23 protein-coding genes are annotated in these 22,330 nt (G+C 72.6%); 17 read left to right on the top strand and 6 right to left on the bottom strand.

Annotation, left to right across the window (positions count from 1 at the left end):
• The 6 genes from ACFWI8_RS25085 to ACFWI8_RS25110 all read left to right on the top strand — a co-directional run.
• Positions 1–184 (top strand): hypothetical protein (locus tag ACFWI8_RS25085; protein ID WP_387095533.1); only part of this gene is annotated, 184 nt, incomplete at its 5' end.
• Between the two features lie 335 nt (positions 185–519).
• Positions 520–1,824: an extracellular solute-binding protein gene (locus ACFWI8_RS25090; RefSeq protein ID WP_387095536.1), complete on the top strand. Its 1,305-nt coding sequence runs from the start codon at positions 520–522 to the stop codon at positions 1,822–1,824.
• Positions 1,825–1,835: 11 nt separating this feature from the next.
• Positions 1,836–2,750, top strand: a complete 915-nt coding sequence (locus ACFWI8_RS25095) for a carbohydrate ABC transporter permease (RefSeq protein WP_387095539.1) — start codon at positions 1,836–1,838, stop codon at positions 2,748–2,750.
• Positions 2,747–3,658 (top strand): carbohydrate ABC transporter permease, encoded by a 912-nt coding sequence (locus tag ACFWI8_RS25100; RefSeq protein ID WP_387095541.1) that lies wholly within the window; start codon positions 2,747–2,749, stop codon positions 3,656–3,658. Before ACFWI8_RS25095 ends, ACFWI8_RS25100 begins: the two co-directional genes overlap by 4 nt.
• A 49-nt stretch (positions 3,659–3,707) precedes the next feature.
• A complete protein-coding gene (locus tag ACFWI8_RS25105; protein WP_387095544.1) occupies positions 3,708–6,080 on the top strand; it encodes a glycoside hydrolase family 3 N-terminal domain-containing protein in 2,373 nt (790 codons plus the stop codon).
• A 41-nt stretch (positions 6,081–6,121) separates the two neighbouring features.
• Positions 6,122–7,042 (top strand): oxidoreductase, encoded by a 921-nt coding sequence (locus tag ACFWI8_RS25110; RefSeq protein ID WP_311602083.1) that lies wholly within the window; start codon positions 6,122–6,124, stop codon positions 7,040–7,042.
• Between the two features lie 52 nt (positions 7,043–7,094).
• On the opposite strand, the gene ACFWI8_RS25115 is transcribed toward ACFWI8_RS25110, so the two are convergent.
• The 3 genes from ACFWI8_RS25115 to ACFWI8_RS25125 all read right to left on the bottom strand — a co-directional run bounded on the left by ACFWI8_RS25115 (position 7,095) and on the right by ACFWI8_RS25125 (position 8,872).
• Positions 7,095–7,328 (bottom strand): hypothetical protein, encoded by a 234-nt coding sequence (locus ACFWI8_RS25115; protein ID WP_387095547.1) that lies wholly within the window; start codon positions 7,326–7,328, stop codon positions 7,095–7,097.
• Positions 7,283–7,711, bottom strand: a complete 429-nt coding sequence (locus ACFWI8_RS25120; protein WP_387095550.1) for a hypothetical protein — start codon at positions 7,709–7,711, stop codon at positions 7,283–7,285. Before ACFWI8_RS25120 ends, ACFWI8_RS25115 begins: the two co-directional genes overlap by 46 nt.
• A 204-nt stretch (positions 7,712–7,915) precedes the next feature.
• Positions 7,916–8,872 (bottom strand): Bug family tripartite tricarboxylate transporter substrate binding protein, encoded by a 957-nt coding sequence (locus tag ACFWI8_RS25125; protein WP_387095667.1) that lies wholly within the window; start codon positions 8,870–8,872, stop codon positions 7,916–7,918.
• A 113-nt stretch (positions 8,873–8,985) separates the two neighbouring features.
• On the opposite strand from ACFWI8_RS25125, the gene ACFWI8_RS25130 reads away from it, so the two are divergent.
• Positions 8,986–10,644 carry an ATP-binding protein gene (locus ACFWI8_RS25130; protein WP_387095553.1) on the top strand — a complete coding sequence of 553 codons (1,659 nt, stop codon included), beginning with the start codon at positions 8,986–8,988 and terminating at the stop codon, positions 10,642–10,644.
• Positions 10,641–11,342: a response regulator gene (locus ACFWI8_RS25135; RefSeq protein ID WP_387095556.1), complete on the top strand. Its 702-nt coding sequence runs from the start codon at positions 10,641–10,643 to the stop codon at positions 11,340–11,342. The genes ACFWI8_RS25130 and ACFWI8_RS25135 overlap by 4 nt, the downstream gene beginning before the upstream one ends.
• Positions 11,343–11,352: 10 nt before the next feature.
• Here ACFWI8_RS25135 and ACFWI8_RS25140 read toward each other — a convergent pair whose 3' ends face one another.
• The gene (locus ACFWI8_RS25140; protein ID WP_387095558.1) at positions 11,353–12,318 is read right to left on the bottom strand and encodes an ArsR/SmtB family transcription factor; all 966 of its coding nucleotides are present in this window, start codon (positions 12,316–12,318) and stop codon (positions 11,353–11,355) included.
• 459 nt (positions 12,319–12,777) lie between these two features.
• On the opposite strand from ACFWI8_RS25140, the gene ACFWI8_RS25145 reads away from it, so the two are divergent.
• The 6 genes from ACFWI8_RS25145 to ACFWI8_RS25170 all read left to right on the top strand — a co-directional run bounded on the left by ACFWI8_RS25145 (position 12,778) and on the right by ACFWI8_RS25170 (position 17,195).
• On the top strand, positions 12,778–13,527 hold the full coding sequence (locus tag ACFWI8_RS25145) for a DUF4328 domain-containing protein (RefSeq protein WP_387095561.1): 750 nt from the start codon (positions 12,778–12,780) through the stop codon (positions 13,525–13,527).
• Positions 13,528–13,595: 68 nt separating this feature from the next.
• On the top strand, positions 13,596–14,222 hold the full coding sequence (locus ACFWI8_RS25150) for a DUF4178 domain-containing protein (RefSeq protein ID WP_387095564.1): 627 nt from the start codon (positions 13,596–13,598) through the stop codon (positions 14,220–14,222).
• Entirely contained in the window at positions 14,219–14,725 is a 507-nt protein-coding gene (locus ACFWI8_RS25155; RefSeq protein ID WP_387095567.1) for a DUF2617 family protein, read from the top strand. The genes ACFWI8_RS25150 and ACFWI8_RS25155 overlap by 4 nt, the downstream gene beginning before the upstream one ends.
• Positions 14,722–15,150 carry a DUF4247 domain-containing protein gene (locus ACFWI8_RS25160; RefSeq protein ID WP_387095569.1) on the top strand — a complete coding sequence of 143 codons (429 nt, stop codon included), beginning with the start codon at positions 14,722–14,724 and terminating at the stop codon, positions 15,148–15,150. Before ACFWI8_RS25155 ends, ACFWI8_RS25160 begins: the two co-directional genes overlap by 4 nt.
• Positions 15,151–15,213: 63 nt before the next feature.
• A complete protein-coding gene (locus ACFWI8_RS25165) occupies positions 15,214–15,651 on the top strand; it encodes a DUF350 domain-containing protein (protein WP_387095572.1) in 438 nt (145 codons plus the stop codon).
• Positions 15,648–17,195 carry a polyamine aminopropyltransferase gene (locus ACFWI8_RS25170; protein WP_387095575.1) on the top strand — a complete coding sequence of 516 codons (1,548 nt, stop codon included), beginning with the start codon at positions 15,648–15,650 and terminating at the stop codon, positions 17,193–17,195. Before ACFWI8_RS25165 ends, ACFWI8_RS25170 begins: the two co-directional genes overlap by 4 nt.
• On the opposite strand, the gene ACFWI8_RS25175 is transcribed toward ACFWI8_RS25170, so the two are convergent.
• Positions 17,192–17,620: a winged helix-turn-helix transcriptional regulator gene (locus tag ACFWI8_RS25175; RefSeq protein WP_387095578.1), complete on the bottom strand. Its 429-nt coding sequence runs from the start codon at positions 17,618–17,620 to the stop codon at positions 17,192–17,194. The two genes, ACFWI8_RS25170 and ACFWI8_RS25175, sit on opposite strands and share 4 nt — an antisense overlap.
• A gap of 101 nt (positions 17,621–17,721) precedes the next feature.
• On the opposite strand from ACFWI8_RS25175, the gene ACFWI8_RS25180 reads away from it, so the two are divergent.
• The 3 genes from ACFWI8_RS25180 (at position 17,722) to ACFWI8_RS25190 (ending at position 22,001) form a co-directional block, all read left to right on the top strand.
• Positions 17,722–19,170 (top strand): MFS transporter, encoded by a 1,449-nt coding sequence (locus tag ACFWI8_RS25180; RefSeq protein WP_387095581.1) that lies wholly within the window; start codon positions 17,722–17,724, stop codon positions 19,168–19,170.
• Between the two features lie 408 nt (positions 19,171–19,578).
• Complete coding sequence (locus ACFWI8_RS25185; protein WP_387095584.1) at positions 19,579–20,868, top strand: MFS transporter; 1,290 nt, start codon at positions 19,579–19,581, stop codon at positions 20,866–20,868.
• Positions 20,865–22,001 (top strand): mandelate racemase/muconate lactonizing enzyme family protein, encoded by a 1,137-nt coding sequence (locus ACFWI8_RS25190; protein WP_387095587.1) that lies wholly within the window; start codon positions 20,865–20,867, stop codon positions 21,999–22,001. Before ACFWI8_RS25185 ends, ACFWI8_RS25190 begins: the two co-directional genes overlap by 4 nt.
• 73 nt (positions 22,002–22,074) lie before the next feature.
• On the opposite strand, the gene ACFWI8_RS25195 is transcribed toward ACFWI8_RS25190, so the two are convergent.
• Complete coding sequence (locus tag ACFWI8_RS25195) at positions 22,075–22,329, bottom strand: hypothetical protein (RefSeq protein WP_387095590.1); 255 nt, start codon at positions 22,327–22,329, stop codon at positions 22,075–22,077.
• Position 22,330: the final 1 nt, after the last annotated feature.

Consider the following 22,330-nt stretch of genomic DNA (forward strand, 5'->3'; position numbering starts at 1 on the left):
CCCGCCCTCCTGCGCGCTCCGCGCGGCGATGCCCGCCCGCGGTGGGTTCGCCACCGCGACGTGGCCGGCGGCTGCGCCGCCGGGCAAGTGCGGCGTGAGCTGTGCGCTGGCCGAGCGCGGCCCCGGCGGCTGCGCCGCCGGGTGGCGGCGCGGCCTGCCGGCGCGGCCGGGGGCGCGCGCCTGACGCTCCGCGGCGCGGCCGCCCAGCGCACCCACGCCCCACCGCGCCGCGCCGCGAGGCGCCCGGCCCCTTCGGGGCCCGCGCCCGCCAGGGCGCACACACCGCCCGAACCATCGGACACCCAACAAACAACCACCACAGGCTCCTTCGAGGCCTTCCGCCCGCCAGGGCGCACACACCGCCCGAACCGTCAGACACCCCACCAACAGCCACCACAGGCCCCTTCAGGGCGTTTCGCCCGCCAGGGCGCGAGGGCTTGACCGCATGCCCGGGGGGTCGTACGTTGCTTCGGCACTTGATCCGATAATTTTCGGCGAGTTTCCGGAAGGTGTGCGACGATGCAAAGCCTTAGCAGCCGGCGAATACGTCACCTCGCGGTCGTGGCGGCCGGCGTCCTGTCGATGAGCGCCCTGGCGGCCTGTGGGAGCAGTGGGCCGGCCGGGCGTGGTGGGGACGGTCTCGAGGTGTGGGTGTACCAGGACGGGTCGACCGTGATCCAGGAGGAGTTCGTCGAGCGCTTCAACGAGAGCTCCGACATCGACATCAACCTGACCCAGATCCCGGGTGAGAACTACCAGGACCGCATGCGCACCGCGATGGGCGGTTCCAACGCGCCGGACATCTTCTTCAACTGGGGCGGCGGCAGCATCTCCGACTTCGTCGAGCAGGACATGCTGGTCGACCTCACGGACATCATCGCCGAGGAGCCGGGGCTGAACGGCGCGTTCATCCCGTCGATCCTGGAGGCGGGCGGGATCGACGGGCGGATCTACGGGGTTCCGATGCGCGGCGTGCAGCCGGTGATCCTGTTCTACAACCAGACGCTGTTCGACGAGGCAGGCGTGGAGCCGCCCGCGTCCTGGGACGACCTGATGGGTCTGGTGGACACGTTCGCCGAGCGCGACGTCACCCCGGCCGTGCTGGCCGGCGGCGACCCGTGGACCGAGCTGATGTGGCTCGAGTACCTGCTGGACCGGGAGGGCGGCGCCGACGTGTTCGCGCGGATCCGTGGCGGCGACTCCGCAGCCTGGGGTGACCCGGCCGTGCTGGCGGCGGCCGAGCGGGTGACCGAGCTGGTGGACGCGGGGGCGTTCGGCAACAACTTCCGCTCGGTGCGGTACACCACGGACGGCGCCTCCACGTTCTTCGCCCAGGGCGAGGCGGCCATGCACCTGATGGGCTCCTGGGAGTACGCCAACCAGCTCGCGCAGCAGCCGGAGTTCACCGAGAACGACCTGGCCTTCGCCGCCTTCCCGGCCATCCCCGGTGGCGCCGGCGACCCCTCGGCCGTGGTCGGCAACCCGACGAACTACTGGTCGGTTCACTCCGACGTCGAGGGCGAACGCCTGGACGCGGCGGTCGAGTTCCTTTCGCTGATGGCCAGCGAGGAGTACGCGCAGGCGCTGATCGACAACGGCGACATCCCCACCACCGCCAACGCGGAGGCGCTGCTGGACAGCCACAGCAACCCGGAGTTCGCGCACTTCCAGTACGACATGGTCACCACTGCCTCGGACTTCACGCTCTCCTGGGACCAGGCGCTGCCGGCCTCGCAGTCCACGCCGATGATGGACAACATCGAGCAGCTCTTCGGCGGTGACCTGTCGGCGCAGGAGTTCGTCGACGCGATGCAGGACATCTAGGCGGTCGTCGAATGAGTCGCCAATCCGCGCGGGACTCCGCCGTCGTCCCGCACGCCGGTCGCCCAGGCCTCGCCTGGGCGATCCCGGGCGTGTTGTTCTTCCTCGTCTTCGCCGCCGCGCCCATGGTGCTGGTCGCCTACCTGTCGTTCACCGACTGGGACGGCCTGGCCAGCCCCTCGTGGATCGGCTTCGACAACTGGACCCGGCTGTGGAACGACGACGGCATGCGCAACGCCATCTGGCTGAGCGTGCTGCTGACCGTGTTCACCTGGGCCGTGCAGACCCCGATCGCGCTGCTGCTCGGCGTGTGGGCGGCCGGCCGGCAGCGCTACCGGGCCGTGCTGTCCGCGATCTTCTTCCTGCCGCTGCTGGCGTCCTCGGTGGCACTGGCGCTGCTGTGGCGCACGCTGTTCGACCCGAACCTCGGTCTGGCCGCGGACGTCGCCGAGTGGTTCGACCTGGAGACCGCCGACCTGCTCGGCTCGTCGCGCGGCGCGTTCATCGCCATCGTCTTCGTGGCCAGCTGGCAGTTCGTCCCGTTCCACACGCTGATCTACCAGGGCGGCGCCCGGCAGATCCCGCGTTCGCTCTACGACGCCGCGTCCATCGACGGAGCCGGCACCGTGCGGCAGTTCTTCTCCATCACGCTGCCGCAGCTGCGCAACACGATCATCACCTCGTCCGTGCTGATGGTGGTCGGCGCGCTGACCTACTTCGACACCGTGCTGATCCTCACCAACGGCGGTCCGGGCGACGCCACCAGGATCCTGCCCTTCCTGATGTACGAGGAGGGGTTCCGCACCTTCGAGCTGGGCTACGCCAGCGCCATCGCCGCCACCCTGGTGATCATCGCCACCGCCGTGTCGCTGCTGCTGGTGCGGCTGACCGGGTTCACCAGGATGCAGAGCACCAGGGAGGGGCTGTGACGCAGACCCACGCCGAGACCGTCGCCAAGCGGCGGCCCGAGCCGCACCGGGAGCCGCCCGCGGCGGGCCCGCGGCGCGCGCCGCGGCGGCGGCTGCCGAGGGCCAACTACCCGGCCGGCTTCGCCGCGTTGCTGTGGTTGGGCATCGTGGTGATCCCGCTGTACGTGCTGGTGATGTCCACCCTCCAGGACCGTGCCTCCTACCTGGAGAACGGGCCGCTCTCGCTGCCCACCAACCCGTCGCTGGACAGCTACCAGCGGGTCCTGGAGGGCGAGTTCCCGCGCTACCTCCTCAACACCCTGGTGGTGACGGTCTCCTGCGCCACGATCGCCGTCGTACTGTCGGTCACGGTCGCCTACACGGTGGTGCGCAACCGCTCCGCGATCTCCCGGCGGGCCTTCCAGCTCTTCCTGCTCGGTCTGGCCATCCCGTCCCAGGCCGTGATCATCCCGATCTACTGGATCATCACCAGGCTCGAGCTGTACGACACGCTGCTGGCCGTGATCCTGCCGACGGCCGCGTTCTCGCTGCCCGTCAGCGTGCTGATCCTGGTGGGCACGATGCGCGACATCGACGAGGAACTGTACGAGTCGATGGCACTGGACGGCGCCAGTCAGACCAGGATCCTGCTGCAGCTCGTGGTGCCGATGTCCCGGGCCGGGATCTCCACGGTCGGGGTGTTCTCGGCGCTCGGCGCGTGGAACGGCTTCCTGTTCCCGCTGATCCTCACCCAGTCCCAGGAGAACCGGGTGCTGACGCTCGGCCTCTACGACTACATCGGCGAGTACCGGGCGGACATCCCCGCCCTGCTCTCGGCCGTCGTGCTCTCCATCGTGCCGATCTTCACCGCGTACCTCTTCGCCCGACGGCAGTTGATCAACGGCCTGATGGGCGTCGGCGGCAAGTAACCCGCGCCGACCGCCGCCCAGCGGACCCGAGGGCTACAGAAGGAGCCTCATGCCCGAGCACAGCCACCACTCCGAACGCCCCTGGCAGGACCCGTCCCTGCCGGCCGAGGCCAGGGCGGCCGAGTTGCTCTCCCGAATGACCCTGGAGGAGAAACTCGCCCAACTGGTCGGCATCTGGCCCGACTCGGAGGAGACCACCGGAGAGGACGACGCCGACGTCGCCCCACGCCAGCACGAGATCAACTCCTCGACGCCCGACCCCCGTTCGGTCGTGGTGCACGGACTCGGGCACCTCACCCGGCCGTTCGGCACCGGCCCGGTCGACCCGACCGAGCGGGCGCGGACGTTGGCCGAGGACCAGCGCAGGATCGCGGCGAGCAACCGGTTCGGGGTACCGGCCATCGCGCACGAGGAGTGCCTGACCGGGTTCAACGCCTGGCAGGCCGCCATCTTCCCGACGCCCCTTGCCTGGGGCGCGTCGTTCGACCCCGAGTTGGTGGAGGAGGCGGCCCGGCTGATCGGGATCTCGATGCGGTCGGTCGGCGTCCATCAGGGGCTCTCCCCGGTGCTCGACGTGGTGCGCGACCCGCGCTGGGGCCGCACCGAGGAGTCGATCGGCGAGGACCCGTACCTGGTGGCCACCATCGGCGCCGGCTACGTGCGGGGCCTGGAGTCGAGTGGGATCGTCGCCACCCTCAAGCACTTCGCCGGCTACTCGGCCTCGCGCGGCGCCCGCAACCACGCGCCGGTCTCGATCGGGCCGCGCGAGCTGGCCGACGTGATCCTGCCGCCGTTCGAGATGGCGCTGCGCGAGGGCGGCGCCCGCTCCGTGATGGCCGCCTACAACGACCTGGACGGGGTGCCGGCGACCGCGGACCCGGAACTGCTGACCCGGCTGCTGCGCGAGGAGATGGGCTTCGACGGCGTCGTGGTCTCGGACTACTTCGGCGTCTCCTTCCTGGAGTTGAGCCACGGCGTGGCCGGCTCGTCGGCCGAGGCGGCGGCGTTGGCGCTGGCGGCCGGCGTCGACGTCGAGCTGCCCGCCGGGCGCTGCTACGGGGAACCGCTGTTGAAGGCGATCAGGTCGGGCGAGGTGGCCGAGGAGCTGGTGGACCGCTCGGTGCTGCGGGTGCTGACGCAGAAGGCGCAACTCGGCCTGCTCGACCACGACTGGTCGGGCGAGCCGTCCGCGCTCGCCGACGGCGCGGACCGGGTCGACCTGGACCCGCCGGCGATGCGGGCGGTGGCGCGGCGTCTCGCCGAGGAGTCGGTGGTGCTGCTGGCCAACGAGGGCGGCGCGCTGCCGCTGCCGCCCCGCGCGCGGATCGCGGTGCTCGGCCCGCTGGCCGACGACCCGGCGGCGATGCTCGGCTGCTACACCTTCCCCCGGCACGCCGGCGCCCAGCACCCCGGGCTGCCGCTGGGCGTCGAACTCCCCACGCTGCTCGACGGGTTGCGCGCGGAGCTGCCCGAGGCCGAGATCAGCCGCGTCGACTCGCCCGAGGAGGCGGCGGACGCCGAGGTGTGCGTGGTGGTGGTCGCCGACCGCTCGGGCCTCTTCGGGCGCGGCACGTCGGGCGAGGGCTGCGACGCCGCGGACCTCGAACTGCCGGACGGGCAGGGCGCCGTGGTGGACGCGGCGCTGGCCACCGGCGTGCCGGTGGTGCTGGTGCTGCTCACCGGCCGGCCGTACGCGCTCGGTCGCTGGGCCGACCGGCTCGCCGCCTGCGTCCAGGCGTTCTTCCCCGGCGAGGAGGGCGGCGGCGCGGTGGCCGGGGTGCTCTCGGGCCGGGTCGACCCGTCGGGCCGGCTGCCAGTGGGCGTGCCTGAGCACCCGGGCGGCCAGCCGTGGTCGTACCTGGCGCCGCCGCTCGGCCAGCCGGGCGAGGCGAGCTCCGTCGACCCGACACCCCGCTATCCCTTCGGGCACGGCCTGTCGTACACGGAGTTCGCGTGGGCCGACGCCACGGTCGACGCCGAGGCGGTGGCCACCGACGCCGGGGCCGAGGTGCGGCTGACCGTCACCAACACGGGCGAGCGCGCCGGCACCGAGGTCGTCCAGCTCTACCTGCACGACCCGGTGGCCAGGACCGCACGCCCGGTGAACCGGCTGATCGGCTACGCGCGGGTGGATCTCGCGCCGGGCCGGACGGCCGAGGTGCGGTTCGGCTTCCACCCCGACCTGGCCGCGTACACGGTGGCCCCCGGGCGGCGGATCGTGGACCCGGGGACGCTGGAACTGCGGCTGGCGGCGTCGAGCGCCGACATCAGGCACCGGCTGCCGTTGACGCTGACCGGTCCCGGTCGCGTCGTCGGCCGCGACCGGCGGCTGCGCTGCCCCGTCACCGTGACGCCGGTGGACGCGGGCGCGGACCCGAGCGGCCGGCCCGGCGGACAATCCGCGCACGTGACCGGGGGTTGACTCGTATCGCACGACACCGCGGCGCGGCCTACGCTTGACGCATGGGCTGGACCGTGCGCGACATCCCCGATCTCAAGGGCCGCACCGCGGTGGTCACCGGCGCCAACAGCGGGCTCGGCTTTGTCGTGGCGCGCGAGCTGGCGCGCCGCGGCGCCCGGGTGGTGCTGGCCTGCCGCAGCCAGCAGCGCGGCCAGGCGGCCCTGGAGCGACTGCTCGGCGAGGTCCCCGAGGCGCGGGCCGAACTGCGGCTGCTCGACCTGGCCGACCTCGCGTCGGTGCGGGCCTTCGCCGGCGACTGGGGCGAGCGGCGGCTCGACGTGCTGATCAACAACGCGGGCCTGATGGCCATCCCGTTCTCCCGGACGGCGGACGGCTTCGAGACCCAGTTCGGCGTCAACCACCTGGGCCACTTCGCGCTGACCGGGCTGCTGGCGCACCGGCTGCTCGAGACCCCGGGCGCGCGGGTCGTGGTCGTCTCCAGCCTGGCGCACCTGATGTCCAACATCGACCTGCGGGACCTCAACTCCGAGCGCCGGTACCGGCCCTGGATCGCGTACGCGCGGTCCAAGTCGGCCAACCTGCTGTTCACCCACGAGCTGGCGCGCCGGCTGCGCGGCCACGACGTGCTGGCGGCCGCCGTGCACCCCGGGTACGCGGCGACGGAGCTCCAGGCCAAGGGACCGCGGCTGGCCGGCAGCGCCTTCCAGGAGCGGGCGGCGGGGCTGCTCAACCGGCTGGTCGCGGCCCCGCCCGAGGTGGGCGCCACCCCGCTGCTGTACGCCGCGACCGCGCCGCGCGTCGCGCCGGACTCGTTCACCGGGCCGAGCGTCCTGGGCGCCCGCACCCTGCGCGGCGGCCCGGGCGGGCCCTGGCGGGCGGCCTGGACCAGGAACGACGCGATGGGCGAGCGGCTGTGGGCCGCCTCCGAGGAGCTGACGGGCATCCGTTTCGAGATCCCCTAGCGGGTTCGGAGATCCGGCCGTCAGTCGGGGACGACCTCCACGCGCTCGCCGTTCACGAGGTACGTCGGGAGGTACGGCTGCTTAGGGTCGACGGGGAACCCGCGCTCGTGGGCCAGGCTCGCCATCGCCAGCGGGCCGAGCGCCACCCGGCGCGGGGCGCCGCCGAACCGCCCCAGTAGGCGCCGTGATGCGCGAGCGCCTCGGCGAGCGCCGCGCCGAAGGCGACGTGGTCGCCGGTGATCAGCCGGCGGAAGAGCGCGGCCGGCTGGTAGTCGATCCGGTCCACGAACTCCCCAGGCGCCCCAGCGAGTGCAGCGGCACGCCACGCTCGACGGTCACCTCCCGGTGCTCGACGGGCACCCGCAGCAGGTTCGCGAAGCCGGCCTCGTCCAGTTCCCCGAGCCCGGCGCGCTCCACGTCCCGGTCGGTGAGGACGCGCACCGAGGTGGGTCCGTCGAGGGCGTGGATGAGGACCAGCCCGTCGGCCACCACGCGCGCGTAGCGCATCGCGTCCGCGAGCTCGGGGGTGAGGGCGTCGGCCGGCAGCAGCCGGGCGTGCGTGCCGCGCAGCAGTTCTTCGGCGCTCTCGCCGCCCTGGCCGGCCTCCCGCAGGGCGGCGAAGTGCGCCGCCACCAGCTCCGGCCAGCGGTCTCCGGTTCCCGGCGGCACAGGAACCCGAGGTTCCGCAGGGAGGTGACGCGGTCCGCGTCGAGCCGGGGCGCGGCCAGCGCCCGCAGGTACGCCGCCTGGGCGGCGGTCAGCATGGACAGTTCGTGGTCGGGGGAGTCCGGTGGTGCCGGAGCGCTGTCGTGGGTCATCACCCCGACCCTACGGGCCTGTTGATCGTCGTCATGCCCAGGGAGACCGGGGGCCTCACGCGGCGAAACGGTCGAGCAGCGCCCCGACCCGCCGGGTCTCCGAGGCGAGGAAGTCGCCGAACGCCGCGCCCGGGAGGTACGCGTCGCCCCACCCGTTCTCGCGCAGCGCGGACCGCCACTCGCGGCGCCCGTGGAGCCGCTCGATCAGGTCGCGGAGCCGGTTCAGCCGGTCCTGGGCGAGGCCCGGCGGGGCGAGCAGCCCGCGCCAGTTGGTCACCTCGACGTCGTAGCCGCACTCCCGCAGCGTCGGCGCGTCGAGGCCGGTCACCCGGCGCGGGCCGGTGACCGCGAGCACGCGGAGTTCGCCGGCCGCGACCGCGTGGCGGAGCTCGCCGAGGCCGCTGACGATCACGTCGGCCTGGCCGCTGAGCAGCGCGGCCAGCAGCCCGCCGCCGCCGTCGTACTGGTTGAAGGTGACCGCGTCGGGCGGCAGGCCCACGGCGTCGGCGGTCAGCATCAGCGCCAGGTAGTCGGGGCCGCCCGGCAGCGAGCCGATGCCGGCGGTGAGGTGGCCGCGCCGCCAGTCGACGAGCAGCTCGTCGAAGGTGCGGTACGGCGAGGATTCCGCGACCACGATGGTGCCCGGCTCGTCGACGAGCCTGGCCAGCGGCGTGGCGTCGCCGATCCGCACCGGCGCCGAGCCGGTGTGCAGGCTGCCGACCAGGCCGAGGCCCATCTGCAGCAGCAGCCCGTCGTTGCCCGACTCGTGGACCAGGCGGGTCAGGGCGACCGTGCCCATGCCGCCGGTGAGGTTGAACACCTCGACGTCGCCGGCGAGCCCGGACTCGCGCAGCGTGATCGCCAGCGTGCGGGCGGTGAAGTCGTAGCCGCCGCCTGCCACCGTGGGCACCATCACCCGCAGCCGTCTGTCGCTCGGCCCGGCCGCGCAGCCGGCGAGCAGCAGGCCCGGGACGGCCAGCAGCGCGGTGACCCGCGCCCGGTTTGGCAGCATCGCGGGGGATATCGGAACGGGCTTCACTCGGCGTAACGTACCTCGCGACGGGTCGGATGGACAGGGCCGCACGTAGGGTCCGGTCGAGAGCGGCGAGAGGAGGTGGTGTTCCGATGCGGTTCCGGCTGCCCAGCCTGGCCAGGCTGTCGTTGGCCCGCCAGTTCCTGACCCTGCAGCTCGGCCTGATCGTCGTCGTGCTCGTGGTGATCGCCGGGGTGTCGATCGCCCAGGCGAACGCCGACTTCCGCCGCACCGAGGGCAGCCGGCTGCTGAACGTGGCGGAGAACGTGGCCTCGCAGGAGGCCGTGCGGATCGGTCTGGCCGACCCCGAGCACCGGGGCATCCTGCAGGCGTCGGCGGAGAGCGCCCGCAGCGTCTCCAGCGTCTCGTACGTGGAGATCACCGACGCCTCGCGCCGCATCCTGACCGCAGCCGACCCGCGCCGCATCGGCGAGGAGCTGCCGCTGGCGGACAGCACGGTCCTACAGGGCCGGTCGTGGACGGGCTCGATCACCGACGGCTCGGGGAACGCGTCGCTGGTGGCGCACGTGCCGGTGTTCGGCGAGAGCGGCGAGCTGCTCGGCGTCGTGGCGGCGGGCCGGGACACCCGTGGCTTCGCGGAGCGGGTGCGTACCGCGACGCCCGAGCTGCTGCTCTACCTCGGCATCGCGATCGGGCTCGGCGCGGCCGGCTCCTTCCTGCTGGCCCGCCGCATCAAGCGGCAGACGCTCGGCCTCGAACCGGGCGAGATCACCGCGCTGGTCGAGCACCGCGAGGCGATGCTGCACGGGATCAAGGAGGGCGTGATCGGCCTGGACGCGCACGGCAGGCTGACGTTGGCCAACGACAGCGCACGGGAGCTGCTGCGGCTGCCGGCCGACGCGCCGGGGCGGACGCTGGCCGAGCTGCGGGTGACGGGCCGGCTGCACGACGTGCTGACCGGGCGGGCGAAGGGCCGGGACCAGGTGGTGTTCACCGGGGAGCGGGTGCTGACCGTGAACCGGATGCCGCTGGTGACGCGCGGGCAGCCGGCCGGCTCGGTGACCACGATGCGTGACCTGACGGAACTGACGGCGTTGCAGCAGCAGTTGGAGGCCACGCGGAGCGCGACCGACACGTTGCGGGCGCAGGCGCACGAGTTCTCCAACCACCTGCACGTGATCGCCGGCCTGGTGGAGCTGCGGGAGTATCCGGAGGTCGCGCGCTACGTGCGCGGCGTCAGCGGCACGCACGCGCAGCGCAGCGCGGACGTCAACGCGCACGTCGCCGACCCGTCGTTGGCGGCGCTGCTGATCGCGAAGGCGAGCCTGGCCGCCGAGCAGGGCAGCACGCTACGGCTGACGGCGGACAGCGACCTCGGCCCGGTGCCGGAGTCGCTCGCCTCGGACCTGGTGACGGTGGTGGGGAACCTGGTGGACAACGCGCTGGACGCGGTGCGGGGCAGGGCGGGCGGGGACCAGAGGGGCCGGGCGGGCGGGGAGCCGGCCGGCGAGGGCTGGGTCGAGGTGCGGCTGACGGAGACGCCGGAGGGCATCGACGTGCTGGTGCGGGACTCCGGTCCCGGGGTGGCGCCCGAGTTGGCGGAGGAGATCTTCCGGCACGGCTTCACCACCAAGGCGGCCGCCCGGGACTCCGGGCGCGGCCTCGGTCTCGCGCTGACCCGCCTGGTGTGCACCCGGCGGGGTGGCGAGGTGACGGTGCGCGGCGCCGAGTTCAGCGCGCGGCTGCCGCGCACGGTGCGGGAGAGGGCTTTCGAGGGGGCGGGTTCGTGATCCGGGTGCTGATCGTCGACGACGACTTCATGGTGGCCAGGCTGCACCGCAAGGTGGTGGAGCGGACGCCGGGGTTCGAGGTGGTCGGCGAGGCCAGGACGGGCGCGGAGGCGCTGGTCGCGGTGCGTGAACTCCGCCCGGACCTGGTGCTGTTGGACATCTACCTGCCGGACATCAGCGGTCTCGACGTGCTGCGTGAGCTGCGCGGCGGGGTGGCGGCCGACGTGGGGCACGAGCCGGACGTGCTGGTGATCACGGCGGCCCGTGAGGTGGAGACGGTGCGGGGGGCGCTGCGCGGCGGGGCGGTGCACTACGTCATCAAGCCGTTCGAGGTGCCGGTGTTGCAGGAGCGGTTGCGGGACTACGCGCGCCGCTCACGGGAGTTGGCGGCGATCGCGTCGTCGTTGCCCGGACAGGACGCCGTGGACCGGGTGTTCGGGGCCGCGGTGCCGCCGCCGCGGCTGCCGAAGGGTCTTTCCGAGGAGACGGCGGAGCTGGTGCGCAACACGCTGCTGGGGTGCGACGAGGACCTGTCGGCGGCGGAGTGCGCGGCGCGCAGCGGCCTGTCCCGGGTGAGCGCCCGCCGCTACCTGGAGCACTTCGCGGCCACCGGGCGGGTGGCGGTGACCCTTCGGTACGGCAGCACGGGCCGTCCTGAGCGCCGCTTCCGCTGGGCCGCCGCGCCCGACCAGCAGTAGGGCGCCGGGCCTAGTGGCGGCGGTCGGCGGGGAGCAGGCCGAGGCCGTGCGGGGTGAGGGTGTGCAGCACCTCGTTGCCGCGGCGCATCGACATCACGAGTCCCGCGTCCCGCAGCACCCTGGCGTGCTGGCTGGCGGAGGCGAGTGACACCCCGGCGCGCAGGGCGAGTTCGCCGGTGGTGGTGCCGTTCTCGATGCAGCGCAGCACGCGGGCCCTGGTGGTGCCGAGCAGCCGGCCGAGGGCCGCCGCGTTCTCGGGAGCGGCCTCGGCGTGCTCGATCGGGTAGACGAGGACCGGGGTGAGGTCGCCGTCGGCGTAGGTGACGGGCAGCCGCCAGCAGAAGAAGGAGGGGACGAGCAGCAGGCCGCGGCCGGCCGGGTGGATCTCGCGCTCGACGGGGTAGTCGGACTCCAGCACCGGTGGGTTCCAGCGCAGCACCGGGCGCAGTCCGGCGAGCAGCCCGTCGATGCCGCCGGCCAGCAGGTGGCGGACGCGCAGTGCCCGGTCGGCGTCGACCTCGGCCTGGACGCGGCGCCAGACGCCGTCGGCGTGGATCGCCCGCTGGTGGTAGCGCTGGAGGTCGGCGGCGAGTTGGTCGAGCGTGGCGCGGTCGCCGCGGGCCAGCGACCTGACCCAGGCGGGCAGCGGCTGTTTGGTGTCGAGCCGCTCGATCTCGGCGCCGAGCCTGCGCCGCGGGGTGGCCCGCAGCGCCTCGACGCCCTCGTCCCAACCGTGTGTGGACTCGGGCGGGTTGAGGAAGTCGGGGAAGTAGCCGGTGAGCGGGATCAGCGCGCGTAGGGTGGCGGGCAGGGCGCCGACGCGGCGGCGGGACTGCTCGCGCCAGTGTCCGTAGACGTGTGGTGCGCGGCGGTCGCGCAGCCGGTGCGAGCTGAGGATGGTCTCCCACATCGGGTCGGGCCGCTCCGCGATGCGGATCCGGGCAAGGTCGTCCCCGGTGAGGTGGATGCGCAGCACCCGGCAACCTCCTTTGCAGCAGCCCGTCGCGCTGACCACAGAGTTTCAGCCTACGCCGAAACCGCTCGCCCGATCGAGGCGTTGTCCGCCACTGTTGGTGGGTGTTCGGCAACCGCTCGGGGACGGGGGGATCAGTGGATCGCTCAGGCATGCGCTGTTGTCCATGCCGCGCCGCGGGTCTCGGTATCGCTGCCTCTTCCGCCCACGGCAAGGCCCCCCGAGCGGACGCCGGACGATCCTGAGCCGGCCGTTGTCGTCGCGCGCTGTTATCGTCTGGCCTTCCGCTTTCCGTAAGCGTTTCCGCACACACGACACGTCAACGGGCGGGCCACGTCGGCCCGTTCGCGTCAGGGGGGACCAGACATGGGCGCGCCACCGCCTCCGCCACCACCGCACAGTCCGTACGGCCAGCAGCCGCCGGGCCAGCCGTACTTCCCGCAACCGGGTCAGCCGTATCCCATGCCACCGGGGCAGCCGTACCCCCACGCGGCCGGCCAGCCGTACCCCTACCAGCCGGGACCGGTCGGGCCGGGCGCCGTCTTCGTCAGCCCTCGCGGGCTGGCGACGGCGCTCACGGTGCTGCTGACCGTCTGCGCCGGCCTCTACCTCCTGGTGGCCGCGGCGGCCAGCCGGATGCGGACGACGGTCAGCGACATTCAGGACGGCAACCTCCCGACGCTCCAGGAGGCCCAGGACGTCGACGACTTCTACAACGGCGCCATCGCGCTCCAGGCACTCGGCCTGCTGGCCACCGGCATCGTCTTCATCATCTGGTTCCACCGGATCCGGGTGAACGCGGAGGTCTTCGACCCGGCCGGGCAGCGGATGGGTCGGGGCTGGGCGATCGGCGCCTGGTTCGTCCCCGTGGTGAACTTCTGGTTCCCGAAGAAGATCGCCAACGACGCCTGGCGGGCCAGCACCCCGTGGGGGGTCGATCCGGCGCGGGGCGTGGTGAACGCCTGGTGGGTGCTGTGGCTCCTGTTGACGCTCGCCGACTTCTCGGCCCAGGTCCAGGACCTGGGCGGGGAGGGTCTCGGCAACGCCGAGGACCTGGACGCGCTGGGGAACCAGGCCAGCATCCTCACCCTGAGCGGCGTGCTCGGCGTGGCGGCGGCCGTGCTGGCGATCCTGTTCGTCCGGCGGCTGAGCCAGCGGCAGCAGACCAAGTTCGACCAGGGTCCGATTCCGCCCTTGACGCCCGCTACCTGAGCCGCTCGCACGGCGTGCGATAGTGTCCCCCGTTCACTGTGGTACCGAACGGGGGATCGCCGATGGGCATGGCCCTGGCAATAGCTGTCGTCATCGTGTTGGCGCTGGTCGTCATCGTGCTGCTGGCGCGCCGGTCGGGTACGCCGGCCGCGCCGCCGGCGCCTCGGGATCCGTTCGCCCCCGGGGGGTACACGGCGGGGGATCCCCGGTATCTGAAGGCCGGGGACATGGTCGACTACCTGGGCGAACGGCTCTTCGTCCGCGGCTCGTTGCGGCTGGCCGAGGGCGACTACCGGTGGTCGGAGCACTTCGTCGACGCCATGAACGGCACGAGCGCGGGCCGACGGTGGATCTCCGTGGAGGCCGAGGTCGACCTCGAGGTCGTGATGTGGCACGAGTACCGCGGCGCGATCCCGCTGCTGCCCGGCCAGCCGACCATCACCGTGGACGGCGTCACGTACCACCACAAGGAGCACGGCACCGCCGGCTACCTCTCCGAGGGGACCACGGGCCTCCCCCCGACCGGCCGCGTCGAGTACGTGGACTACGAGGGCCCTGACGGGCGCGGGCTCGCCTTCGAACACTTCCTGAACGAGCCGGGCCTGGACGCGCGGGGGCAGGGCCGTTGGGAGGCGTCGCTCGGCGAGCGGGTGCCCCCCGGCACCCTCACCATCTACCCGGGCGGCGGCGCGTGAGCGGCATAGCCGCCCTGGCCGCCCCCTATCTCGACACCAGCGCCGACCAGTTGTCCTACTCGCTGGGCGCACCCGCCCTGCCGGCGCTGGCCGTCGCCATGGTCGAACTCGACGGTCTCCTCGTGGAGTTGCGGTTGCTCGGCGCCTCGCACCAGGTGTTCGCCGGGCCGGTGCGGGAGACCCTGGCCTGTCTGCCTGGCCAGCCGGGCGGCGGCCCGCCGCCCTCCGTCGACCGGCGCCTGGACGGCTGGAGTTACCGCTTCACTTCGCGCGTCGAGAACTGCGCGCCGGCCGACCTCTCCGCGCGGGTGACCGCGCTGCGCGCCCGACTCGCCGACCGCGACGGGGCGTTGTGCGGCGTCTTCCCCGGCTCGCCGGACGCGGTCACCGCGCTGTGGGCCAGGCGCACCGCGGACGGCGCCGGCGTCGAGTGGCGCACCTGGCACGCCTATCCGCAGGCCGACCAACTCGTCACCACCAGAACCAGGCTGGAGACCCCATGAGGCGTACCGCCATCTCCGCCGCCGCGCTCCTCGCCCTCCTGCCCCTGGCCGGCTGCGGCAGCGGCGACGACGAGCCCGACGTGCCGCTCAGCTTCATATCCGCCACCTACGAGCGCACCGGCAGCAGTTACGAGAACCGTTTCCTCGACCGCGACGCCACCCCCGCCCTCGTGGCGGACGCCATCGAGCGCGAGCGGGCGGCCATGGACCGGATCGAGGACGACGGTTCGGTCTTCCTCCGCTACGACGACGACATCGTGGCGATCGCCCCCTTCGGTTCCGCCCTCGCCGGCAGCGAGATCGACGTCGACGACTACCGCTCCGGGCGCTCCCGCTACAGCGCGCACGTCGGCCACCGGTGGCCGGCCGCGCAGCGCGACAGCGGCGGCGACTTCCGGGGCGGCGGCCCCGGCAGCGGCAAGTAACACCGACCTCCACCACCCGACCTCAGCGAGCAGTACCGACCTCACCGAAAGGACAGCGACACCATGGGGGAGATCCTCGAATCGGCCGGCGAGACCCTGCTCTACGGGCTCGTCGGTTTCGCCGTGATGGCCGTGGCGTTCGTCGCCCTGGACCTGCTCACCCCCGGCCACCTGGCCAGGCAGGTCTGGAAGGAGCGCAACAAGGGCGCCTCGATACTGCTGGCCGGCCAGATGCTGGGCGTGGGCATCGTGCTCAGGGCCGCCATCGGCGCCAGCGAGTCGGAGGACGGACTCGACGACGGACTGCTGTCCACCGCCCTGTACGGCCTCGCCGGCGTGGTGCTGATGACGCTGGTCTTCTTCGTGGTCGCGGCCCTCACCCCGGGCCGGCGCGGCGCCTCCGTGATGGAGGACCGGGACGGCCACGCGCACCCCGCCGCCTGGGTGCACGGCGCGATGTACCTGGGCACCGCGCTGATGGTCGGGGCGGCGGTGTCGTGATCGCACGCCCCCGGCTGGCTCGTTTCCTGCTGCTGCTCACCGTCTTCCTGTGCGCGGCGTGCGGACTCGTCTACGAGCTGGCGCTGGTGGCGCTCGGTGGCTATCTGATCGGCAACACCGTCCTCCAGACCTCCCTGGTGCTGTCGATCATGGTCTTCGCCATGGGGGTCGGCTCGCTGGCCGCCAAGCCGCTGCAGCGCCGGGCGGTCGGCGCGTTCGCCCTGGTGGAGGGGGCGTTGGCGCTCATCGGCGGCTGTTCGGTGCTGATGCTCTACGTGCTGTTCGCGGTGCTCGGCGTCTACACGTCCGCGATGGTGGTGGTCGCCTTCGTCGTCGGTCTTCTGATCGGCGCCGAGATCCCGCTGCTGATGACGATGTTGCAGCGGATCCGCCGGCAGGAGGCGGGCGGCGCGGTCGCGGACATGTTCGCCGTCGACTACCTGGGCGCGCTGGTCGGCGGCCTGTGCTTCCCGCTCCTGCTGCTGCCCACCTTCGGGCAGTTGAGGGGCGCGCTGGTGGTCGGCATCGTGAACGCGGTGGCGGGCGTGGCGGTGGTGCTGTGGATCTTCCGCCGCCAGACCCGCCGCCTGGTGCGGGTCGGCCTGCTGGCCGGCATGGCCGCGATCGTGGCGGTGCTCTCCACCGCCTACTGGTTGGCCGACGACATCGAGGTCACCGCGCGGCAGCGTCTCTACCGCGACCCGATCGTGCGCGCGGAGCGCACCCCGTACCAGGAGATCGTGCTGACCCGGTCGTTGGCCTTCACCGGCGACACCGACCTGCGGCTCTTCCTCAACGGGGACCTCCAGTTCTCCTCCGTCGACGAGTACCGCTACCACGAGGCGCTGACGCATCCGGCGCTGGTCGGCGGGCGCTCCCGGGTGCTGATCCTGGGCGGCGGCGACGGCCTGGCGCTGCGCGAGGTGCTGCGCTACGACGACGTACGCCAGGTCACCCTGGTGGAGCTCGACCCGGCCATGACCGAACTGGCCGCCGAGTACGGGCCGTTGCGCGAGCTCAACGCCGACGCCCTGTCCGACCCGCGGGTCGACGTCGTCAACGACGACGCCTTCAACTGGCTGCGCGGTGCCTCGGGCCGCTACGACGCGGTGCTGATCGACTTCCCCGACCCCGAGGACACGGCGACGGCCAAGCTCTACTCGGTGGAGTTCTACGCGATGCTGGCCAACATCCTGGCGCCCGACGCGCGGGTGGTGGTCCAGTCGGGATCGCCGTTCTTCGCCCCGCGCACCTACTGGTCGATAGACGCCAGCATCCGGCAGGCCGGCTTCGCCACCACCCCCTACCAGGTGGACGTGCCGAGCTTCGGCAACTGGGGCTTCACCCTGGCCACGCTCTCCCCCGACGCCCCCGAGCTGCGCCTGCCCGCCGACGCCCCCGCCCTCCACTTCCTCGACGAGGACGTGCTCACCGCCGCCGGCGTCTTCCCCGTCGACCGCCGCGCGCGCGACGACGTCCGCGCCTCCACCCTGATGGACCCGGTGGTCGTGGAGTACGCGCGCGGCGAGTGGCGGTTCGACTAGGACCTGGGCCCCGTGGCGCGGGCGTCGTAGGCCGCCCGCGCCGCCGCGATCTCCTCCTGGTGGGACTCGGTCCACCGCACCAGCGCCTGGATGGTGTCGTGCAGCGTCGCGCCGAGCGGCGTGAGCTCGTAGTCCACCCGGGGCGGCACGACCGGGTGGACGGTGCGCCGGACGAGGCCGTCCCGCTCCAGGTTACGGAGTGTGACGGTGAGCATGCGCTGGCTGATCCCGTCGATCTCGCGCCGCAGCTCGGTGAACCGCCAGGAGCCCTGGTCGAGCAGGGCCACCACGAGCAGTGACCACTTGTCGGCCACCCGGTCGAGGATCTGCCGGACCTCGCAGTCCTCCCGGACGTCCCACTGGCGCACGGCGTCGTCCTCGGTGCCCTTGCAGTGACTCGGTGACTTGAAAGTGCCTTCTTCCACGCTCACCGAGGATGCCGCAGCATGGGGCTCGGTAACAAGAGGGAACCGACCCGCGTTCCCGTAACCGTCACCTCGCCGTGTCGTCGAGAGCTGGAGCCACCATGTCCGCGCCCGTGTCCTCCCCACCCCGCTCGTCCTGGGGACTGCTCCTCGTGCTCTGTGGAGCGATCTTCCTGGAGGGCATCGACATCGCCATGCTCAACATGGCGCTCCCCACCATCCGTGAGGACATGGGCATGTCGACCGGCTCCCTCCAGTGGGTGATGAGCGCCTACGTGCTGGGCTACGGCGGCTTCATGCTGCTGGGCGGCCGGGCCGCCGACGTCTTCGGGCGCCGCCGGATGTTCGTGGCCTGGCTGGTGGTCTTCCTGCTCTTCTCCGGGCTCGGCGGCCTCGCCACCGAGGGCTGGATGCTGATCGTGGCCCGCTTCGTCACCGGCGTCGCCGCCGCGTTCATGACGCCGGCCGGCCTCTCGATCATCACCACCACCTTCGAGGAGGGCCCGCGCCGCAACCGCGCGCTGCTGGTCTACTCGGGGACGGCGGCCGGCGGCTTCTCGTTGGGCCTGGTCCTCGGCGGCTTCCTCGCCGCCCTCGACTGGCGCTGGGTCTTCTTCGCCCCGGTCATCCTGTCCTTCTTCATCCTGCTCGGCGCCCTCGCCCTCATCCCCCGCGTCGACGAGCCGCGTACCGCGGACCGCCGCATGGACGTCGCCGGCGCGGTCACCGTCACCGCCGCGATCGTCCTGTTGGTCCTCGGCGTCGAGCGGGCCACCCACACGGCCGGCGGCTGGACCGCGCTCACCGTCGCCGCCAGCCTGGCCCTGTTCGCCGCCTTCGTCCTCGTCGAACGCCGCGCCGCCACCCCGCTGTTGCGGCTCGGCCTGCTGCGCTCGTGGCCCCTGCTGCGCGCCAACCTGGTCGCGCTGTTGCTCTTCGGCGCCTTCTACGGCTTCCAGTTCGTCGCCGTCCTCTACCTCCAGGAGCTGCGCGGCTGGTCCACGCTCCAGACCAGCTTCGCGATGCTGGTGCTGGGAGCGGACGCCGTCATCTCGCCCACCGTCGTCCCCCGACTCGTCGACCGCTTCGGCAACGCCCGGGTGATCCTCGCCGGCATGGCCACGGCCGCCCTGGCCTACCTGCTCTTCCTGCCCGTCGGCGCCGACTGGACCTATCTCGCGATGCTCCCCAGCTTCGCCCTCCTCGGCCTGTCCTTCGCCCTCGCCTACGGCCCGCTGACCATCGCCGCCACCGAGGGCGTCGCCGAGGAGGACCAGGGCGTGGCCGGCGGTCTGCTCTACACGTCCTTCCAGTTCGGCGCGGCGCTCGGCCTGTCGGCCGTCACCGCCGTCAACGTGGCCGCCACCGGCGACGGGGGTTCCCCGGCCGCGCTGCTCGACGGCTACCGCGCCGCCCTGCTGGTGCCGCTGGGCTGCGCGCTGCTCGCCACCGCGGTGAGCGCCTTCGGCGCCTTCGCCCGCCGCCGCCCGGCACCGACGGCGCCGGCCGAGGCCGCGCCCCCGCTCTCCGCCGAGGCGCCGGCGCGCTGACGCACCGCCCGGCCAAGGACCCAGGCCCCGCCCGCACTTGTCGGGCGGGGCCCGTTTTTGTCAGAAGCGTTGACGAATGCTGTGGCCGCTCCTACCGTCATCGCGTCGCACATCGTACGTCATATATGAGGGTCCGTTATGTCTGGTCAGGGCGCCCCCACAGCCCTTCGCAACGTCGGCCGCCCCGCTCACTCCCCCACGCCGTCGAACCGGTCGACGACGGCCGGCCGGCCACTCACCGCTCACTGATCCGAGAACTGCGGCCCGTTCACCGCCAAGATCCCGGGCCGCAACCGAGGACGAACTACCACTCCCTCTTCGGGGGAGCCTACCCAACTCCCTGGAGCCACGGTGTCCCTTTCCCCTGCCCGAAACCCCGTCCCCACCCCCGCCCTGCAACGCAGCCGCATGCGCTGGACGATCGTCGGCTTCTCGGCACTCGGCCTCACGATCGCCTACCTCGACCGCGCCGCGCTGAGCGTGGCCATGCCCTACATGTCGGACGAGTTCCACATCAGCGACGCCATGCAGGGCGTCATGCTCTCCGCCTTCTTCTGGACGTACGCCCTGTTCCAGATCCCCTCCGGGTGGCTGCTCGACCGCTTCGGCCCCCGGGTCGTCTACCCGATCGCGGTCGGCTGGTGGTCGATCTGGACGGCGCTGACTGCGCTGGCCCGGGGCGTCGGGTCCGTCATGGTGTTCCGCCTCGGCCTCGGCATCGGCGAGGCGCCGGTGCAGCCGGCCAACGTGAAGGTCGTCTCCCGCTGGTTCCCCCGCAAGGAACGCGCCTTCGCGTCAAGCCTGTTCGACATGGGCCAGCAGATCGGCACCACCCTGTCGATCCCGGTCGTGACCGGCCTCGCGTTCATCGGCGGCTGGCGCCTCGCCTTCGTCGTGATCGGCCTGGCCGGCCTGCTGTGGATCGTCGGCTGGCTGGCCGTCTACCGCGAACCCGAGGAGCACCCCCGGGTCTCCGCCGCCGAACTCGCCCACATCCACTCCGACCGGGAGGACGAACCGACCACCGCGGCCACCACCAGCGGCCCCACCGAGGTCCCCTGGCGGAACCTGGTCAGCGACAACCAGGTCTGGGCGCTGACCATCGGCTATGTGTTCCGCTCGCTCTCCGGCGCCTTCTTCCTCACCTGGTACCCCAGTTACCTGCTCGACGACCGCGGCTTCTCCGAGGCCGACTTCGGCATGGTCGGCTGGATACCCTCGCTCATCGCCATCGGTTCCACCGTCCTCGGCGGCGTCGTCTCCGACCGGCTGCTGGCCGCCGGCCACTCCCCGAACCTGGCCCGCAAGATCCCCATCGTCACCGGGCTCGGCATCAGCGCCTGCATCGGCTTCGCCCCGTTCATCGACAGCAACCTCAACCTGATGATCCTGCTCACCGTCAGCAGCGCCGCCCACTCCTTCGCCGGCGCCGCCGTCCTGAGCCTGCCGGCCGAGGTCGCCAGCTCCTCCGACCACGTCGGCGCGGTGGCGGGCTTCCAGAACTTCGGCTCCCAGGTCGGCAACCTGATCAGCCCCATCGCCATCGGCATCTTCCTGACCACCAGCGGTGGTTCCTACGTCGGCCCGCTCGTCGGGTCGGCCGCCTGCTGCCTCGTCAGCGCCGCCATCTACCTGTTCTGGGTGCGCATCAAGCCCGTCGTCACCGCCCCCGAGACCGTCCAGGAGCCAGCAGCGTGAAGATCGACTCCCTCACCACCTACCGGCAGCGCGTCGGCGACCGGCCGCGGGTCCTGGTCAGGATCCGCACCGACGACGGCCTCGACGGCTGGTCCGAGGTCTACAACCACGGCCCGGACCTCGCCTACCCGCCGCTCCTCGACTACCTCTTCGAGCAGATCAGGGGCATGGACGCCGACTCCCCCAGCCGCGTCAACCAGTTCCTCCTCCAGTCCAGCCGCTTCCCCCAGGGCGCCCTCGGCCTGGCCGCCATCGCCGCCATCGACCACGCGCTGTGGGACATCGCGGCCAAGGCCGTCGGCGTGCCGGTCTACCAACTCCTCGGCGGCGCCGTCCGCGACCGCGTCAAGGTCTACGCCGGCCTCTACAACGCCCCGGACGTCGCCGAACTCCGCGACACCACAGCCGCGTTGCACGAGCGCCTCGGCGTCACCGCCTTCAAACTCAGCCCGTACCGCAGCGACCCGCACCGCACCCGCTTCGGCCTGCTCGCCCGCGAACTCGGCGACTACTTCGGCGCGGTCCGCGCCGCCCACCCGGCCGACTGGGACTTCGCCTTCGACGCCCACGCCGTCCTGTGGGAACCCCGCCAGGCCGTCGACCTCGGCGCCGCGCTCGCCCCTCACCAGCCGCTGTTCCTCGAGGAACCCATCCGCCCCGAGCACATCCCCGCCTGGTCCCGGATCCGCTCCGAGATCACCGTCCCGCTGGCCACCGGCGAATGCCTGTACTCCCCCCACGAGTTCCTCGCCCTCCTCACCGCGGGCGGCGCCGACCTCGTCCAACCCGACATCTGCGTCGTCGGCGGCCTCACCCAGATGACGAAGATCGCCACCATCGCCGACGCCCACTACGTCCCCGTCGCCCCCCACAACCCCCTCGGCCCCCTCGCCACCGCCGCCAACCTCCACTTCGCGGCCGCCACCACCAACTTCGCGATCCTCGAGTACAAACCCGACGACGTCTCCTGGTGCCCCGACCCCTACCTCCCGGTCGACGGCCACCTCCCCCTCCGCCCCGACCACCCCGGCTGGGGCATCGAGATCGACGAGTCCGCCCTCGAATCCGACGACTGGACCGACTGGCACCGCAGGGTCCCGGTACGCCCGGACGGCTCGACGGCCTGGATGTGACGGCGCGGGCGTCGCGTTCAGCGTGAACGCGACGCCCGGTGGTCACGGACGCTGTCGGCCGGTCGACGCGACCTCACCGAAGTCGACGGGCGATCTCCAGGTCCGCGGGGAGTGCGCTGACCCGGACGGGGTCCCGGGTGTCGTCCAGGACGACGACGTGCACCGTGTCCCCGATCTCGGGGAACGGCTCGTCGTCGAGCCAGGCCGGCAGTTTCGTGTTGTCGATGAGCCCCGCCGTTCGCCCCGCGAGATCGACCAGCACGCCCCAGGGGGCGATCTCGGTGACGATCGCGTCGAGTTCCTGATGGAGGGAAACCGCCCCGTTCACT

Origin of the sequence: Streptomyces sp. NPDC127098 (assembly GCF_042722465.1) — a bacterium.
Classification (GTDB): domain Bacteria; phylum Actinomycetota; class Actinomycetes; order Streptomycetales; family Streptomycetaceae; genus Streptomyces; species Streptomyces millisiae.